The 16,135-nt window shown below is 72.4% G+C and carries 12 protein-coding genes and 1 pseudogene; 4 read left to right on the top strand and 9 right to left on the bottom strand.

Annotated elements, in window-relative coordinates; genetic code table 11:
* Nucleotides 1–3 precede the first annotated feature (3 nt).
* Nucleotides 4–1,938: a fumarate reductase/succinate dehydrogenase flavoprotein subunit gene (locus AY578_RS21565; protein WP_028959386.1), complete on the top strand. Its 1,935-nt coding sequence runs from the start codon at nt 4–6 to the stop codon at nt 1,936–1,938.
* Entirely contained in the window at nt 1,935–2,702 is a 768-nt protein-coding gene (locus tag AY578_RS21560) for a succinate dehydrogenase/fumarate reductase iron-sulfur subunit (RefSeq protein ID WP_136238463.1), read from the top strand. The genes AY578_RS21565 and AY578_RS21560 overlap by 4 nt, the downstream gene beginning before the upstream one ends.
* A 4-nt stretch (nt 2,703–2,706) precedes the next feature.
* On the opposite strand, the gene AY578_RS21555 is transcribed toward AY578_RS21560, so the two are convergent.
* The 5 genes from AY578_RS21555 to AY578_RS21535 form a co-directional block, all read right to left on the bottom strand.
* Nucleotides 2,707–3,831 (bottom strand): glycoside hydrolase family 18 protein, encoded by a 1,125-nt coding sequence (locus tag AY578_RS21555; protein WP_136238462.1) that lies wholly within the window; start codon nt 3,829–3,831, stop codon nt 2,707–2,709.
* Nucleotides 3,832–3,943: 112 nt separating this feature from the next.
* On the bottom strand, nt 3,944–6,583 hold the full coding sequence (locus AY578_RS21550) for a SpoIIE family protein phosphatase (protein WP_028959388.1): 2,640 nt from the start codon (nt 6,581–6,583) through the stop codon (nt 3,944–3,946).
* Nucleotides 6,584–6,849: 266 nt separating this feature from the next.
* On the bottom strand, nt 6,850–7,302 hold the full coding sequence (locus tag AY578_RS21545; protein WP_019522315.1) for an ATP-binding protein: 453 nt from the start codon (nt 7,300–7,302) through the stop codon (nt 6,850–6,852).
* Nucleotides 7,303–7,440: 138 nt separating this feature from the next.
* Nucleotides 7,441–7,845 (bottom strand): NUDIX hydrolase, encoded by a 405-nt coding sequence (locus AY578_RS21540; RefSeq protein ID WP_019522316.1) that lies wholly within the window; start codon nt 7,843–7,845, stop codon nt 7,441–7,443.
* A gap of 61 nt (nt 7,846–7,906) precedes the next feature.
* Complete coding sequence (locus tag AY578_RS21535) at nt 7,907–8,437, bottom strand: PadR family transcriptional regulator (protein WP_019522317.1); 531 nt, start codon at nt 8,435–8,437, stop codon at nt 7,907–7,909.
* Between the two features lie 119 nt (nt 8,438–8,556).
* Between AY578_RS21535 and AY578_RS21530 the strand changes: the two genes are divergently transcribed.
* Nucleotides 8,557–9,909: an MATE family efflux transporter gene (locus AY578_RS21530; protein WP_258904228.1), complete on the top strand. Its 1,353-nt coding sequence runs from the start codon at nt 8,557–8,559 to the stop codon at nt 9,907–9,909.
* 28 nt (nt 9,910–9,937) lie between these two features.
* Here the strand turns inward: AY578_RS21530 and AY578_RS21525 are convergent, their stop codons facing one another.
* From AY578_RS21525 to AY578_RS21510, 4 genes and pseudogenes are all read right to left on the bottom strand, one after another.
* A complete protein-coding gene (locus tag AY578_RS21525; protein ID WP_019522319.1) occupies nt 9,938–10,126 on the bottom strand; it encodes a hypothetical protein in 189 nt (62 codons plus the stop codon).
* A gap of 766 nt (nt 10,127–10,892) precedes the next feature.
* Complete coding sequence (locus tag AY578_RS21520; protein WP_019522320.1) at nt 10,893–11,645, bottom strand: GntR family transcriptional regulator; 753 nt, start codon at nt 11,643–11,645, stop codon at nt 10,893–10,895.
* Nucleotides 11,646–11,792: 147 nt separating this feature from the next.
* Nucleotides 11,793–12,947 (bottom strand): DUF4190 domain-containing protein, encoded by a 1,155-nt coding sequence (locus AY578_RS21515; RefSeq protein ID WP_258904220.1) that lies wholly within the window; start codon nt 12,945–12,947, stop codon nt 11,793–11,795.
* An 83-nt stretch (nt 12,948–13,030) separates the two neighbouring features.
* Nucleotides 13,031–14,239, bottom strand: a pseudogene (locus AY578_RS21510) (S8 family peptidase); the annotation flags it as partial.
* Nucleotides 14,240–14,728: 489 nt separating this feature from the next.
* Between AY578_RS21510 and AY578_RS21505 the strand changes: the two are divergent.
* Nucleotides 14,729–16,132 (top strand): DUF5933 domain-containing protein, encoded by a 1,404-nt coding sequence (locus AY578_RS21505; RefSeq protein WP_019522323.1) that lies wholly within the window; start codon nt 14,729–14,731, stop codon nt 16,130–16,132.
* The last annotated feature ends 3 nt before the right edge of the window (nt 16,133–16,135 follow it).

The raw sequence follows: 16,135 nt of genomic DNA, 5'->3' as shown, positions 1-16,135 counted from the left end.
TCCATGTCCGTGGTCGACCGACAGGAGTGGGACGTCGTCGTGGTCGGGGCCGGCGGCGCCGGTCTGCGCGCCGCGATCGAGGCGCGCGAGCGGGGCGCCCGTACGGCCGTGATCTGCAAGTCGCTGTTCGGCAAGGCGCACACCGTGATGGCGGAGGGCGGCATCGCGGCGGCGATGGGCAACGTCAACTCCGGCGACGACTGGCAGGTGCACTTCCGCGACACCATGCGCGGCGGGAAGTTCCTCAACCAGTGGCGGATGGCCGAGCTGCACGCCCAGGAGGCGCCCCAGCGGGTGTGGGAGCTGGAGACCTGGGGGGCGCTGTTCGACCGGACCGAGGACGGCAGGATCTCGCAGCGGAACTTCGGCGGCCACGAGTACCCGCGCCTCGCGCACGTCGGCGACCGCACCGGCCTGGAGCTGATCCGCACCCTCCAGCAGAAGATCGTCGCGCTCCAGCAGGAGGACTTCGCGGAGACCGGCGACTACGAGTCCCGGCTGAAGGTCTTCCAGGAGTGCACGGTCACCCGGGTGCTGAAGGACGACGACGAGGTCAGCGGGGTCTTCGGCTACGAGCGGGAGTCCGGCCGCTTCTTCGTCCTGGAGGCGCCGGCGGTGGTGATCGCCACCGGCGGCATCGGCAAGTCCTTCAAGGTGACGTCGAACTCGTGGGAGTACACGGGCGACGGGCACGCGCTGGCGCTGCTCGCGGGGGCGCCGCTGCTGAACATGGAGTTCGTGCAGTTCCACCCCACGGGGATGGTCTGGCCGCCGTCGGTGAAGGGCATCCTCGTCACCGAGTCGGTGCGCGGCGACGGCGGGGTGCTGCGCAACTCCGAGGGCAAGCGCTTCATGTTCGACTACGTCCCGGACGTCTTCAAGGAGAAGTACGCGCAGTCCGAGGAGGAGGCGGACCGCTGGTACGACGACCCTGACCACAACCGCCGCCCGCCCGAGCTGCTCCCCCGCGACGAGGTGGCCCGGGCCATCAACGCCGAGGTGAAGGCGGGCCGCGGCTCCCCGCACGGCGGGGTGTTCCTGGACGTGTCCACGCGGATGCCGGCGGAGGTCGTCAAGCGCCGGCTGCCGTCGATGTACCACCAGTTCAAGGAGCTGGCGGACGTCGACATCACGGCCGAGCCGATGGAGGTCGGCCCGACCTGCCACTACGTGATGGGCGGCATCGCCGTCGACTCGGACTCGGCGGCGGCGCGCGGGGTGCCGGGGCTTTTCGCGGCCGGTGAGGTCGCGGGCGGCATGCACGGCTCCAACCGGCTGGGCGGGAACTCGCTGTCCGACCTGCTGGTGTTCGGGCGCCGTGCGGGTTGGCACGCGGCGGACCGCGCGCTCGCCAGGACCGGCGTGCGGCCCCACGCGGACGACGCCCAGGTCGACGCGGCCGCGGCGGAGGCGCTGCGGCCGTTCTCGGCGGAGGGTGAAGAGCCCGCCGACGGGCCGCCCGAGAACCCGTACACGCTGCACCAGGAGCTCCAGCAGACGATGAACGACCTGGTCGGCATCATCCGCAGGGAGCATGAGATGCGGCAGGCGCTCCAGAAGCTCGCCGAGCTGCGGGCGCGGGCCCGGCGGGCGGGCGTGGAGGGCCACCGGCAGTTCAACCCCGGCTGGCACCTCGCGCTGGATCTGCGGAACATGCTGCTGGTCAGCGAGTGCGTGGCCCGTGCGGCGCTGGAGCGCACCGAGTCGCGGGGCGGCCACACCCGCGAGGACCACGCCGCCATGGACCGCGCCTGGCGCAACGTCAATCTGCTGTGCACGCTGACCGACCCCGCGGGCGGTTTCGCCGCCGCCGACGCGGTGCGCGGGCAGATCACCCTGACCCGTGAGACCACCGAACCCATCCGCCCCGACCTGCTCGCCCTCTTCGAGAAGGACGAGCTGGTCAAGTACCTGGCCGAAGAGGAGCTCTACGAGTGAGCAGCTACGAGGCCCGCTTCAAGGTGTGGCGGGGGGACGTCGACGGAGGCGGCCTGGAGGACTTCCGCGTCGAGGTGAACGACGGCGAGGTGGTCCTCGACATCATCCACCGACTCCAGGCGACCCAGGTCCCTGATCTCGCGGTGCGCTGGAACTGCAAGGCCGGCAAGTGCGGTTCCTGCTCGGCGGAGATCAACGGACGCCCCCGGCTGATGTGCATGACCCGCATGTCGGTGTTCGACCGCGAGGAGACGATCACGGTGACACCGCTGCGGGCGTTCCCGGTGATCCGCGACCTGGTGACGGACGTCGGCTTCAACTACACCAAGGCGCGTCAGGTCCCGGCGTTCGTGCCGCCGGCCGGGGTGGGTCCGGGCGAGTACCGGATGATGCAGGAGGACGTGGACCGCTCGCAGGAGTTCCGCAAGTGCATCGAGTGCTTCCTGTGCCAGGACACCTGCCATGTCGTCCGCGACCACGAGGAGAACAAGCAGGCGTTCGCCGGGCCGCGGTTTTTGATGCGGGTCGCCGAGCTGGACATGCATCCGCTGGACGCGGCCGAGGAGTCCGGCCTGGACCGCAAGCGCACGGCCCAGGACGAACACGGCCTCGGCTACTGCAACATCACCAAGTGCTGCACGGAGGTCTGCCCCGAGGGCATCAAAATCACGGACAACGCGCTGATCCCGCTGAAGGAGCGGGCGGTGGACCGCACGTACGACCCGCTGGTCTGGCTGGGCAACAAGATCCGCCGCCGCTCCTGACAGGTCAGCGGACCCAGCCCTCCTCGAACTCCTTCCAGTTGGTCTCCGTCGCCGCGAAGTCGATGTACGGGGCGAGTCCGAAGAGTTCGCGGTCGGGGTCCGTGCGGGACAGGCCGAGACGGGCGCCCCGGACGGCGGCGGCGACGGTCTCGGCGTGCCCCCAGTGGCTCGGGTTGCTCTCGTAGTAGAACGGCAGACCCATCAGCAGGTGCGTGGTGGGCGGGGTGACCTCCAGGGCGAGCGAGGTCTGCTGGGCCACGTAGCCGCCGTAGGTGCTCTCGAAGAGGCGCGCGGTGTCGTACGACATCACGGCGATCTGGTCGACGCGCCGCGCGACCTGGCCGAAGAACTTCTGCGACCACCACTTGGGGTGGTCGGCGACGAAGCCCGCGACGGAGTGGAGGTGCGGCAGCGGGTCGATCTGGTGGGCGGCCACGGACAGCTGCGCGTCCCGGCTCCCGGTGACCTTCCGCAGGTCGTCCAGCAGGCCGAGGTAGTCCTCGTCGCCGGAGTGCAGGGGCTCCAGGTCCAGGTGGACGCCCTCGTAGCCGGTGTCGAGGACCTGGCCGGCACTGCGCACCACCTCGGCCCGGGTTTCGGCGTCGCTCAGCTCCAGGCCCTCGGGACCGCCGTTGGCGAGGACGTCCCCGAGGAACGCCTGGACGCGCACCCCGGGCAGTTCCCGGTGCACGGCGTCGATGAACCAGCGGGCGCGGGGATACACCGACTTCGGCAGGGTGCCGTCGTGCTCCAGCGGGCCGGTGTGGACGTACAGGTCCCGAACGCCGGTGTCCTTCAGACGGCCGGCGAGGGCGGTGACGTCGGCGTCCTTCTTGCGTCCGTCGACCCAGGCATGGCCGAGCCACATGGCGTCACGGTTGCGGGTGTAGGTGCCGTCGGCCGGGTCGCCCATGTAGTTGATCCGCAGCGTCGTCTCGATGGCGACGAGCGGCACGATCAGCAGCAGCGCGAGGACCAGGGCGGTGCGTCTGAGGCGGCGCACCCAGGGTCTGGGGCGCTTCTTCGCGGACTCGGGCTCGGGCGTGGGTTCCGGCTCGGGCGTGGCCTGCGGGTCGTCCGTGCGCTCGTCCGTACCGGCCGTGCCGTCCCGCGACTCCGTGTGGTCCATGCCGCCGTTCCCCTCGTCGTCGGATGTTGGGGGTGAGGACGAGGGGAACGGGTGGTGCGGTTGCGTCCACGGCTTCATGATCACGAAGGGTGGGCGCCGGGACGACGGAGCGTCAGAAAAGGCTGAGCAGCGCCTCCGCCGGGTCGGTGAGACCGGTGTCGGCCCCGGGCAGAGGCAGTTCGAACCAGACCGTCTTGCCCCGGGGCGTACGGCGTGAGCCCCAGGCGGCGCTCAGCAGGCCGACGAGCTGGAGGCCGCGGCCGCCCTCGTCGGTGTCGCGGGCGCGCCGCCGGCGAGGCTGGACCAGGCCGGAGTCCCAGACCTCGCACACCAGGGTGCGGTCCAGGAGCAGCCGGAGTCTGATCTCCCCCTCGCCGTACCGCAGGGCGTTGGTGACCAGCTCGCTGACCAGCAGCTCGGTGGTGTCGACCAGCGGCTCCATGTCCCAGGCGAGGAGCTGGGCGCGGGCGTACTCGCGGGCCCGGCCCACGCTGCGCGGCTCGCGCGGAAGGGTCCAGTCGCCCACGGAGTCGGCGGGCAGGCCCTGTACACGTGCCATCAACAGCGCGATGTCGTCCTCGCCGTGATGGGTGTCGAGCGTGTTGAGGATGTGGTCGCAGACGTCCTCCAGCGGGGCGGACGGGTCGGTGAGCGCGCCCACGAACGCCTGGAGGCCCTCGTCGAGGGGGTGGTCGCGGCTCTCGACCAGGCCGTCCGTGTAGAGCGCGAGGAGGGCGCCCTCGGGGAGTTCGACCTCCACCTCCTCGAAGGGCTCCCCGCCGACGCCGAGCGGCATGCCGGGCGGCACGTCGAGCATCAGCGCGTTCTCCCCCGGCTCGACCAGGACGGGCGGCAGATGGCCGGCGTTGGCGAACGTGCAGCGGCGGGTGACGGAGTCGTAGACGGCGTAGACGCAGGTGGCCAGGTACACCTCGGAGAGGTCTGCCTCGCGCGGGCGGCGGGCGGCCCGGGTGGCCTGCTGGACGCCTCCCGTGAACGCCTGGGACGGCCCGCCGGGCGCGCCCAGACCACGGGCGATCTCATCCAGCTGGCCCAGGACTTCGGCCGGTTCGAGGTCGAGCTGCGCCAGCGTCCGTACGGCGGTGCGCAGTTCGCCCATGGCGACGGCGGCGCGCAGGCCGCGGCCCATGACGTCGCCGACGACCAGCGCGGTGCGGTGGCCCGGCAGTTCGATGACGTCGAACCAGTCGCCGCCGACCTCGCCGGTGCGGCCGCTCGCCGCGTTGCCGGGCAGGTAGCGGCAGGCGATGTCCAGACCGGACGCCTCGGGGTCGCCGGGCGGGAGCAGGGAGCGCTGCAGTATCAGCGCGCGTTCGTGCTCGCGGCGGTAGAGGCGGGCGTTGTCGATGCAGACGGCGGCGCGGGCGGCCAGTTCCACGGCGAGGTCGCGGTCGCGGTCGCCGAACGGCTCGCTGCCCTTGGTGCGGGCGAACTGGGCGAGGCCCACCACGGTGTCGTGGGCGACCATCGGCACGGCGAGCGTGGACTGCACCAGGCCGCCGTCCTCGCCGGGCACGGTCTGCGGGCGGGCGGTGCGCAGGGCGCTCGCACAGGGTGAGTTGAACGGGTAGTGGTGGACGGCGCCCAGCTTCACCGGCTCCCCGGTGCCGCTGATGGGCCCGTCGGACACGGCGCTGGCGAAGGCGACGCGGCGCACCTCGGCGCTGCCGTCGGCGAGTCCCGGCGGGGTCTCGTCGCCGGCCAGCAGCCCCTGGTAGAGGTCGACGGTGGCCAGGTCGCAGAAGCCGGGCACGACCACGTCGAGCAGCTCGCGGGCGGTGGTCTCCAGGTCGAGGGAGTTGCCGATGCGCGCGCCGGCCTCGTTCAGCAGGGCGAGATTGCGCCGCGCGGCGGCGGCCTCGCGGGCGGCGGCGCGGCGGGCGGTGATGTCGGTGCCGAGCCAGGCGATGCCGATGGGGCGGCCGCTTCCGCTGTGCACCCGGTAGAGGTTGACGGACCAGTGGCGGCGCTCGTCGGAGCCGGGGACGAACCCGGTGACGTGCATGTCCGTGATGGACTCGCCGGTCTCCAGCACCCTGCGCAGGGTCGCCGCGACCCGCTCGGCCTCACCGCGCGGCAGGTAGTCGTGGACGTCCTTGCCGCGGTGGTCGTCGGGGGCGCCGCCGAAGAGGGACGCGAACCGCTCGTTGGCGCGGCGGACCCGCAGGTCACGGTCGATCAGCACGAAGCCGAAGGGAGATTGGCCGAATATGGCCTGCGAGGCGGCCAGATCCGTCTCGATACGGCGCAGCGTGCGGACGTCGACGACGATGCAGACGGCGGCCTTCTCGCCCGCCTCGGTCCGCGTCGGCATGACGTAGACCTCGGCGATGCCCTCGCGGTCGCGGTCGTCGTCCGCCATGTGGGCGGGCAGCCGGAACGGCACCACGCCGGTCCACTCGCGGCCGTCGAGGATCTCCGCCATCTTGCGCTGGCCGCGCTCCCTGCGGACGGGCTCGAGGAACGCCTCGATGGGGTCGGCGCCGACGGCGCGCTCCGCGGGGATGCCGAAGATCTGCTCGGCGCGCAGGCTCCACTGGTCGACCAGCCCGTCGGGGCCGATCGAGAAGGACGCGACCTTGATGTAGTCGTACATGGAGCCGGGCGGGGCGGTCTGCCACATGGCGTCACCGGACGGGGCATCGCCGGATAGGAGGCCGTCGGCGGCCTCGTTGCTCGAGCCGCCCGACGAGTCCTCGGACTCCGTGGCCTTCGCTGGTATCTCGCTCACGCGAACCGTCCCCTCCAGCTCACCGCGTCCGGCACCGGTCACCGGGGGCGGCTGCCCGCAGTATCCAGCACTACGGCGCCGCACAACACGGTGTTCACGATCACAGCACGGTCCCGATGCTTTTCGGTCCACACCGTGAGAACACTTCCAGTCTTCTAACCAGCGGACACGCCGTCGAATCCCCTCGTTCGACAACCGTCATGGACGGTTACCGGTCACGGGGTACGACGAGGGCCCGCAACCCCTGCGAACTGCCGTGCGGGACCTCACCGGGGGACCGCGAGTTCGCACCACACCGTCTTCCCGTGCGGCCCGGTCCGGTGCCCCCAGCGGCGGGAGGAGCGGGCCAGGAGCTGGAGTCCGCGCCCGCTCTCGTCGTCGAGGCGGACGTCGCGTGTGCGCGGCGGTTCGGGGACCGGGTCGGACACCTCGAGGAGCAGCACCCCGTCAGGGCCGGCGGGCCGGCTCAGGCACACGCCGACGGGTCCGGTGGCGTGCCGCAGGGCGTTGGTGACGAGTTCGCTGACCAGCAGTTCCGCGAGATCGGTGACGCCGTCCAGCTCCCACCGGCGGAGTTGTTCACGCACGGCGCGACGGGCTGCCCGCACCGCGTTCAGGTCCGCGGGGAAGGTCCACGTGGCCCGGTCGCCGTCGGTGTCGGTCACGCGGATCACCTCCCCGCCGAGCGAGTCAGGCAGTCCGACCGTGTCCGGTTTCATGTGGTCAATAGCCACATATCCGATATCCCGGACGGAGTACCGCGCACAACGGCGCGAGGCGCGGACCGTGCGCGCGGTGGTGTGCCGACGGCGCGCTCACACATCGTCATCCTCACGACGGTGCGCCTGAATCACACGTCAGAAGTGCAGGCTGCCCGCTGCCCGCAGGTCGTCGAAGAGCAGCTGGTCGACCGGGGGCACGCGGGGCCGGTCCGCGTAGGAGAACCAGGCGATCTCGTCGATCTCGCTGCTCGCGGCGAGGGTTCCGGCGAAGTCGGCGGTCCAGCAGCTCATGCGCACCACGGTGCCGTCGGGGGCGCCGGGCACCTCGGCCTCGTAGGTGCCGACGTGCTGCGCCGTGGCGGGGTCGAGGAGCACGGTCAGCTCCTCCTCGATCTCGCGCAGCAGCGTCTCGACGTCGCTCTCGGCCCCCTCGCGTTTGCCGCCGGGGATGTAGAAGACGTCCTTGCCTCGCGGCCGGGCGCACAGGATCCTGCCGTCCTCGATGCGCACCCACGCCACCGTGTCGATCAGGGTCGGCATCACTCCGCCTTCGTCGTCCGTCACCTCGGGCAGGACCCTAGCCGCCCGGTGCCGGTGCTTCTCACGCCCGGTCCTCCAGGGCGGCGATCGTCTCGTCCAGCCATGCGCGCTCCTCGGCGGTGGTGGCGCGGGCGATGCGCAGCATGCCCTGCCGGAACGGGTCCGGGGCCTCCTCGGCCCGCATCGGCTCGCCGTCACGGTGGAAGAAGCTCGACGGGGTGTCGAGGAACGCCTTCCGGCGCCGCAGGACCGCGGCCTGCCCGGCGGGGTCGGGGAGGAAGCGCAGGAACGCCAGCAGGGTGAAGAAGCGCTGCCCGTCGCTGATCTCCACGTCCTTCGGCTCCCTGAGCCGGTCCATGAGCGCGGCGCGGCCCGCGTCGGTGAGGGACAGCACCCGGCGGGCCGCCGCACCGCTGCCGGGTTCGGTGTGCTGCTCGACCGAGCCGGCCTTCACCAGCCGGGTGATGGCCGGATAGAGGGCGCCGTCGCTGACCGGGCGGATGTGGCCGTTCAGCGCCTGGAGGCGCGCCTTCAGCTCGTAGCCGTGCAGAGGCTCCTCGTGGAGGAACCCCAGGATCGACAGCTCCAGCATGGCCGCTCCTCCTGCCCGTGTTGTGGCCGCTTCCCTCCGTGCGCTTGTCCGCCCGGCGGCTCGATGCTATCTCTTTTCGCGGTACCTCGATTCGATGTACCGCGAAATGAGGGGGGTTCATGGTGGAAGCCCTACGGCATCGGCGCACGCTGGTCTCGCTGGCGTGCCCCGTCTATGTCGAGCTGCTGGCCGGGGTGACGGCCGGGATCATCAACATGGTCTGGGTGGCCCGGCTGGGCGGGGACGCGGTGGCCGCGGTGGCGGTCGCGACGAACGTGGAGAACCTGCTGCTCGGGGTGATCCTCGTGGCGGGCTCGGGCACGACCGTGCGGGTCGCGCGGGCGCGGGGCGCCGAGGACGCGGCGGCACTGCGGTCCGCCGTGCGCGGCGGCTGGGCGATGTGGGCGCTCGTGACGCCGGTGGTCGCGGCCGGCGGATTCCTGATGCGGGAGCCGCTGGCCCGGCTGGTGCTGGGCGGCGACGACGGCCGCGCGGTGGAACTGGCGAGCGGCTTCTTCGCGATCGCCCTGCCGGGCATCGCGGTGTACTTCGCGGCCAACGTGGCCGACGGCGTCCTCAAGGGCGCGGGCGACACCCGCACCCCGATGCGGCTGTCCCTGCTGGCGAACGGCCTGATCCTCGTGCTGGACCCGCTGTTCGTGTTCGGGCTGGGCCTCGGGGTGCGCGGGGCGGCCGTCTCGACGGTGCTGGGCCGGACGGCGGCGCTGGCCTGCGGACTGGTGGTGCTGCACCGCCGGGGGCTCCTGCGCCGGCCGGGCGCCGGGTTCACGGGTCTGGCCGCCGACCTGCGCGGGACGGCGACGACCGGCCTGCCGATGTCGGCGGACTTCCTCGTCCGGATGACCGGGGCCCTCGCGCTCGTCGCGGTGGTCGCCCGGATCGGCGTGACCGAGGTGGCGGCGTACGGGATCGCGACCAAGGCGATGTACGTGGCGACCATGGCCTTCTACGCGGTACGCCAGGCCGCCTCCATCCACACCGCGCACCTGCTGGGCGCGGGGCGGGACGAGCGGCGGGACGTGGGCCGTCAGGCGCTGCTGCTGGCGGGGGGCCTGGGGCTGACGGCGGCGACGGCGTTGCTGGCGGCCGCGCCGTGGATCATGCGGGGCTTCGGCGCGGAGGGCGGGGTGGCCGACGCGGGGACGCTCTTCCTGCGCTGCGTGGGGCCGTATCTGGTGCTGCTCGCCTGCTTCATCGCGCTGGGCGGCGTCTTCGAGGGCGGCGGGCGGGCGCGGGCCACGGCACGCGTCACCTTCTGCGGGACGGTCCTCCAACTGGCCTTCGCCACCGGCCTGTCGGGGTGGGGCCTGCCGGGGGTGTGCCTGGCGATGGCGCTGTCGATGGCGGTCCAGTGCGCGGCGATGTCCCGCATGCACCTGCGCACGGCACGGCCCGGCGCGGTGGCCGACGGCGCGGGCGGCAGAGCGGAGGCGTCACGGGTGCGGCCCTGACGGCCCCTGCGCCCGCACGGGGACCGGTTCAGCTGACGGTGGAGCCGTTCTGGCCGATGCGTTCGACCCAGTAGAGCTGCTTGTGGCCGCGGTCGTCGAGGCTGGTCGCGATCTTCTCGGCCTCGGCGCGTGTCGCGTAACGGCCCACCCGGTAGCGGTTGCCGTTGTCGTCCTGACGCACGACGAGCCAGGGAAGAGTCACCGTGCCGTCGCTCATCGCTCCCCTCCACTTGCCTTCCGCGACCTGTGCCGCGCCCCGCCCGGTAAGGAAACCGCAGTCCGCATATGCCCGAGCCTACGCCTTACCTTCACTGAGCGAATACGCCTTTTCACAAACAGGCACGCAACCGGCCAGCACGGAGGGGGCGCACGAGGGCGGATGCGCCGTGCACCGGGGGTGACATGTCCGGTCAGCGCGGTATGACCGGCCCCGCCCGGCCCCTCGGACGACCTGCGAGAACGGCCAAATCCCTTCGCCCGCGGGCTCGGCGCGGGGCGCGCCCCACGCCGGGGCGGATTGATGACGCGGGGCGCGAAGGGGAGCGCGGGGCCCTTGGCGGGCGGCGGAGGGGGTGGGGTGGGTGCGCGGGCGGGTGAGGGGAGGGTGCGGCCCCTTCGGGGCGAGGCGCTTGTCCAGCGAGGGCAAGGCCCTTCGACGCCGACGAATACAACGGCCCCTCACCGCCAGGCGCGTGTCCGGCCAGGCCAAGGCGCTTCGACGCCCGCGAAGAGGTGCCGGGTGCGTACGAGGGCGGGCACACAAGGGCCCCTCACCGCCAGGCGTGTGTCCAGCCAAGGCGCCGGCACCGGGCCCTGGCGAGCAGGGGCTCGCCCGAGCACGCGTGTCAGCGGGCACGTACCTGTCTCGGCGCGACGCCGCCCCCGCCGCGGCCCCCCGCACTATGTGGCGGCCCGCCGGACGGGCGCGACCTCCGCGGGGCCGCCCCGCCCCCGCGGCAAGACCCCCGCGCGGAACGCGCCCCCTATTTCACCGGCAGGTGGTACGACGCCCGGTACCGGTCCGCCGGGATCACCACGTCCGCCGTTTCCACCGGGCGGCCCGACGCGAAGTACGTGCGCTGGATGACCAGGACGACGTGCCCGGGGACGCCGCCCAGCAGCATCAACTCCTCGGCGAGGCCGGGCCTCGCCCCGACCTCCTCCGTCACGTTGTCCACGACGACGTCGATCGCGCGCATGCGCTCGACCACGCCCATGCCGCCCAGCGGGCCCTCCTCGGGCAGCATCACCGGTGTGCGCCCCGTGAGGGCGAGCGGCTCCCACGACGTGGAGAGCATCATCGGCTCGCCGGCCTCCCGGAACAGGTACTTCGTGCGCATGACACGGTCACCCGCGTCGATGCCCAGCCGCTGGGCGATCGACGCGCTCGCCTCGGCCTGCTCGCTGCTGGACTCCCATGTCCCGCGCACACCGACGTCGGCCTGCTCCTGACGGAACGGTGTCGCCCCCCGCTCCGGACGGAACCCGGACCGCGCGACCCGGCGCTGCACGGGCCGCTCCCGCACGTACGTCCCGGATCCTGAGCGGCCCTCGACGAGCCCCTCGGCCATCAGCACCTTGCGCGCCTCCAGCGCGACCGTGTCCGAGACGCCGTACTCCTCGCGGATGCGGGCCTGGGAAGGGAGCCGGGTGTGGGGCGGCAGCTGACCGTCGACGATCTTCTTGCGGAGATCACCCGCGACGCGCAGGTACGCCGGCTGCTCACCGAATGTCACTGGCCGCTCCCATCAGCTTGTACAGACAGCAACAGAGTGGCAACCCTGGGTTGTCCGAAGCAAGCAAAGGCCAGAGAATCACTCGATGTGATGACTTCTGCCGCGGGAGGGCTTTACGCAGGCACTTTCTCCCCACTATGGAGGCGCTCACACCTCCATCTCACCGGCTTCCGGCTCCCGTTCGACCTCTTCGTCGTAAGCGGGCGGTGAGGTGGCCAACCCCAAAGCTTCGCGCACGGTGATCGACAGGGAGGGGTCGGTCGCCTCCCATGCCTCCTCCTCACGGAGCCAGTAGGCGTCCGGGTCCGCGGTGCCCGCCGCGCGCCCCCACGCGACCCGCGCCTCGCCCAGGCCGGCGACGAGCTCGTCCACCGGCTCCCGCACCCCGGCCGGCCAGGCGTGCGCGCGCAGCAGCCGCACCTGCTCGGCGACCGCCTCCTCGACCTGACCGGCCCACTCCCGGTCGTCGCTGACGTCGTCGTCGAAGTAGCCGGACTCGGGCAGCTCGTCCAGTGCGGCGTTGAGCACCTCGGCCGCCTCCAGGTAGGCGAGCTGATGGGCGTCGAGGGTGGTCGCGTCACTGCGCAGCGACCCGCTGAAGCGGGTCCCGTCCTCCCGCCCGAGCACACAGGTGACGGAGCGGTCGCCGAAGCTCCAGCTCCCCTCGGAGGGGGCGAAGTAGTAGACGCCGATCTCCTCCGGCAGGGACCAGCCGTCCATGACGTAGGCGCTCTGCCGCTCGTAGCAGCGGTCCTCGCTCAGTTCGGTGAGACTGTCGTCGCCGGGGAAGTCGGTGCCGGGGACGGTGACGAGGGCGAAGACCTCGCCGTCGTGCTCGTCGGCGCAGGGCACCTTGCGGGCCGTGGAGGTCCAGCCCTCCAGTCCCCCGGGCGAGGTGAAGCATTCACCCTTGCGCAGGGCCAGGACGCTGCCGGAGCGGGACCCGTCCCGGAAGCCCTCCCAGAACGCCGTCACGCCGCCGGTGACCAGCGCCACCGTCCACAGCGCCAGCCCGAGCGAGGAGAGCGTGACGCCGGCGACCGCCATCCCCTTCCCGCGCTCGCCCCGCCGCTTGATCTGGAGCAGCGCGACCACCCCCAGCACCAGCCCCACGGCGGGCAGGAAGCACAGAATCCCGAAGACCAGGGCGGCGATGGCGACACCGTTGACGGCGGCGGGCGGCCGGGGCCCGTAGGGGAAGTACGGCGCGGGACCGGGCGCGGCCTGATGGGGGTGGTAGGGCGGCTGGGCGCCGCCTCCGAACTGCGGCCCGACGGGCGGAGGTATGGACACGAGGCGCATCGTAAGCGGACGGTGACGGGCCCCGCCTCCGGGTATCTCTCCCGGAGGCGGGGCGCTCGTCGTGCGCGGGGTGGATGCGCTCAGCCCACGTACAGCAGGCGGTTCGGCGAACCGCTGCCCGGGCTGGTGACGACGCCGGTGGTGGCCGACGAGGTCAGCGCGGACGAGACCTGGGCGGGGGTGGCCGACGGGTTGCCGGCCAGGTACAGCGCGGCGGCGCCGGCGACGTGCGGGCTGGCCATCGAGGTGCCCGAGATGGTGTTGGTGGCCGTGTCGCTGGTGCGCCAGGCGGAGGTGATGGAGGAGCCGGGCGCGAACAGGTCCACCACCGAGCCGTAGTTGGAGTAGGAGGCGCGGGCGTCGGAGGACGTGGTGGCGCCGACCGTGATCGCCTCGGTCACCCGGGCCGGGGACTTGGTGGAGGCGTTGGTCGACTCGTTGCCGGCCGCGACGACGAAGGTGACGCCGGCGGCTATGGCGTTGCGGACGGCCGCGTCGAGCGTGCTGTCGGCGCCGCCGCCGAGCGACATGTTGGCGACGGCCGGCTTGACGGCGTTGCGCGCCACCCAGTCGATGCCGGCGACGACCTGGGCGGTGGTGCCGGAGCCGGAGTTGTTCAGCACACGGACGGCGACGATCTTCGCCTTCTTGGCGACGCCGTACGCGCTGCCCGCGACGGTGCCGGCGACGTGGGTGCCGTGGCCGTTGCCGTCCTGGGCGACGTTGTCGCCGTCGACCGCGTCGTAGCCGTTGGAGGCGCGGCCGCCGAAGTCGTTGTGGCTGATGCGGACGCCCGTGTCGATGATGTACGCCGTCACGCCCTGTCCGGCCGAGTCCGGGTAGGTGTAGGCGTTGTTCACCGGGCGGTTGCGCTGGTCGATGCGGTCCAGGCCCCAGGACGGCGGGTTGGTCTGGGTCGCGGAGATGGTGAAGGTGCGGTTCTGCACCACCGAGGCAACGGCCGGGTCGGCGGCGAGGCGCTTCGCCTCGGCCTCGGAGGCCTCGATCTCGTAGCCGTTGAGCGCCTTGGAGTAGACGCGCTCGACGTCGGCGCCGTACTTCTCGGCCAGGGCACGGCCCTTGGCGGTGGTCGAGCGGGCCGCGTCGGCCTTCAAGGTGACGATGTAGCTGCCGGCGACGGCGTTCGGGGCGCCCGCGTACTGGACACGGCCTTCGGGTGCGGCCGGGGCGGCCCCCGCGGGGAGTGCGGAGACGAGGCTCGCGACGAGCGCCGCGGAGGCCGCGGCGCCGAGGACGGCCAGTCTTCGCCGGGGGTGACGCATCACTGCCATGGAGGGTTCCTCCTCAATCGGTGGTGCGCGTTCGTGGGGGATGGTGCGGTGACGCACGGAGGCGTGCGGCCGCCCCTGGGATGTCGGGATCATGACAAGAGCGGCTGCCGCTATCGGGCGCGTCAGCCGAAAGATTGAGGGGTCCACAGGATTTCCACAAGGGGGCCTCGGCGACTTACGGACCTCGCCGTTCCGATTCGGACACCGGACGCCGCGACCGCACCACTCCCCGGCGTCCGGCACAGACACGGCACAGCCGACCCATGGACTCCCCGTCCACCCCCGTTAACATGTTCGAACTCACGACGGATGTCCTCATTCACCGGCTGTCCACCGGAAGACCCTGCCCTCCCGCGCGATGCGCCACTTGCCCGCAAAGCCACCTGCCCGCAACCGAACCACCAGGCGAACCAGTTGAGAACCGAACCCACTCGAATACCGCCGCGGGACGACCGCGGGACGCAGCCCGCCCCGTGGCGCCGGCCCCGCGTGGTCCTGTGGACCGCGGCGGGAGTGGCGACCCTGGGCTTCCTCGTCGCGCTGGAGGTCGTGGCACGCGGCTACGGCTTCTCCGGGCCGATCACCGAGCAGTCGCGGGAGGTTATCTTCGCCCCCGAGTCGGGTCCGCTGCTCTACGGCGGCCTGGCGCTGACGATGGTGGTGCTCACCTGGCGGCAGCGGCTGATCGCGCTGGGCGTCGCCGCGGGCGTGGACGTCGCGTTCTTCCTGGTGCGGTGGGCGCTCGGCGCCGACATGAACTTCGGCAACGGCGCGCTGTGGGTGGTGCTGGGCGTCGCGGTCCTCGGCCTCACGCGCCGCACCGGCCGGGAACGGCTGCTGCTGCTCAAGGGCACCGGGCTCGGCCTGCTGCTGGTGGCCGGTCACAAGACGGGTGACACCTGGCTGCTCATCACCTCGAAGACCCGCGCGACCGTCCTCGACGCGTACGTGGCCGCCGCCGACCACGCCCTGGCCGACCCGTCATGGATGGTGGGCCGCTTCCTCGACGCGACCGCGCCCGTCAGCACCGGCATCCTGCACGTGGTCTACGGCCAGCTCCCGCTCGCCGCCGCCCTCGTCGGCCTCTACCAGCTGCGCCGGGTGGCGGTGGACCGCCGCTTCCCCGCCCACCATCTGGTGCGCACGTTCCTGATGATCGGCCTGTTCGGCCCCGCGATCTACATGATCTTCCCGGTGGTCGGCCCGGTCTTCGCGTACGGCACGGACGGCGGCGCCTGGGCGACGGCCGACATCTGGCCGGACGTCCTGCCCCCGGTCACCGGCCCGCAGCCGATCCCGTTCGACGGCATCACCCCGCGCAACTGCATGCCGAGCCTGCACACCGCGTGGGCCGTCACCCTGTTCGTCCACACCCGCGACGGCTCCCGGGCGATGCGCTGGGCGGGCGCCTTCTGGCTGGCCGGCACCCTCACGGCGACCCTCGGCTTCGGCTACCACTACGGCGCCGACCTGCTCGCCGGCGTGGTCTTCGCGCTGACCATCGAGACGGCGATGCGCTGTTCCGCCCACGGCTGGGACCGCGCGGGCGTCCGCCTGGTCGCCCTCGGCGCGACGGTCTTCGCCGCGCTGCTGGCCTCGTACCGCTGGCTCCCCACGGAGATGGCCGCACGCCCCTGGCTCTTCGGCCCGCTCCTGCTGCTGGTGACGGGGGCCGTGGTGTACGCGTACGTGCGGGCGGCACGGGGTGCGCGTGAGCGCGGGGCGACGGCGGAGGTGCCGGGGCAGCGGACGGCGCCGGAGACGGAGAAGGCGGCGGAACCGGCGGGGACCACGGATCCCGCTGATCCGGCCGGGACGACCGAAGCCGCGCCCACCGGGACCGACGGGTCCGGCGACCCCGGCGCGACCGACACCAAGCCCGAGCTGGTCTGAGCG

It is taken from the genome of Streptomyces thermocarboxydus (assembly GCF_024760485.1).
GTDB classification, from domain to species: Bacteria; Actinomycetota; Actinomycetes; order Streptomycetales; family Streptomycetaceae; genus Streptomyces; species Streptomyces cellulosae.
The sequence above is the reverse complement of the archived record's forward strand: the minus strand, read 5'-3'. Positions and strand labels throughout refer to the sequence as shown.

What these genes read in the sequence shown, in the direction of transcription:
- AY578_RS21525 (WP_019522319.1), bottom strand. Translation starts at nt 10,126, where the DNA reads ATGAGCGACGGCACGGTGACTCTTCCCTGGCTCGTCGTGCGTCAGGAC.
- AY578_RS21515 (WP_258904220.1), bottom strand. Translation starts at nt 12,947, where the DNA reads ATGCGCCTCGTGTCCATACCTCCGCCCGTCGGGCCGCAGTTCGGAGGC.
- AY578_RS21540 (WP_019522316.1), bottom strand. Translation starts at nt 7,845, where the DNA reads ATGCCGACCCTGATCGACACGGTGGCGTGGGTGCGCATCGAGGACGGC.
- AY578_RS21530 (WP_258904228.1), top strand. Translation starts at nt 8,557, where the DNA reads ATGGTGGAAGCCCTACGGCATCGGCGCACGCTGGTCTCGCTGGCGTGC.
- AY578_RS21535 (WP_019522317.1), bottom strand. Translation starts at nt 8,437, where the DNA reads ATGCTGGAGCTGTCGATCCTGGGGTTCCTCCACGAGGAGCCTCTGCAC.
- AY578_RS21565 (WP_028959386.1), top strand. Translation starts at nt 4, where the DNA reads ATGTCCGTGGTCGACCGACAGGAGTGGGACGTCGTCGTGGTCGGGGCC.
- AY578_RS21555 (WP_136238462.1), bottom strand. Translation starts at nt 3,831, where the DNA reads ATGGACCACACGGAGTCGCGGGACGGCACGGCCGGTACGGACGAGCGC.
- AY578_RS21545 (WP_019522315.1), bottom strand. Translation starts at nt 7,302, where the DNA reads ATGAAACCGGACACGGTCGGACTGCCTGACTCGCTCGGCGGGGAGGTG.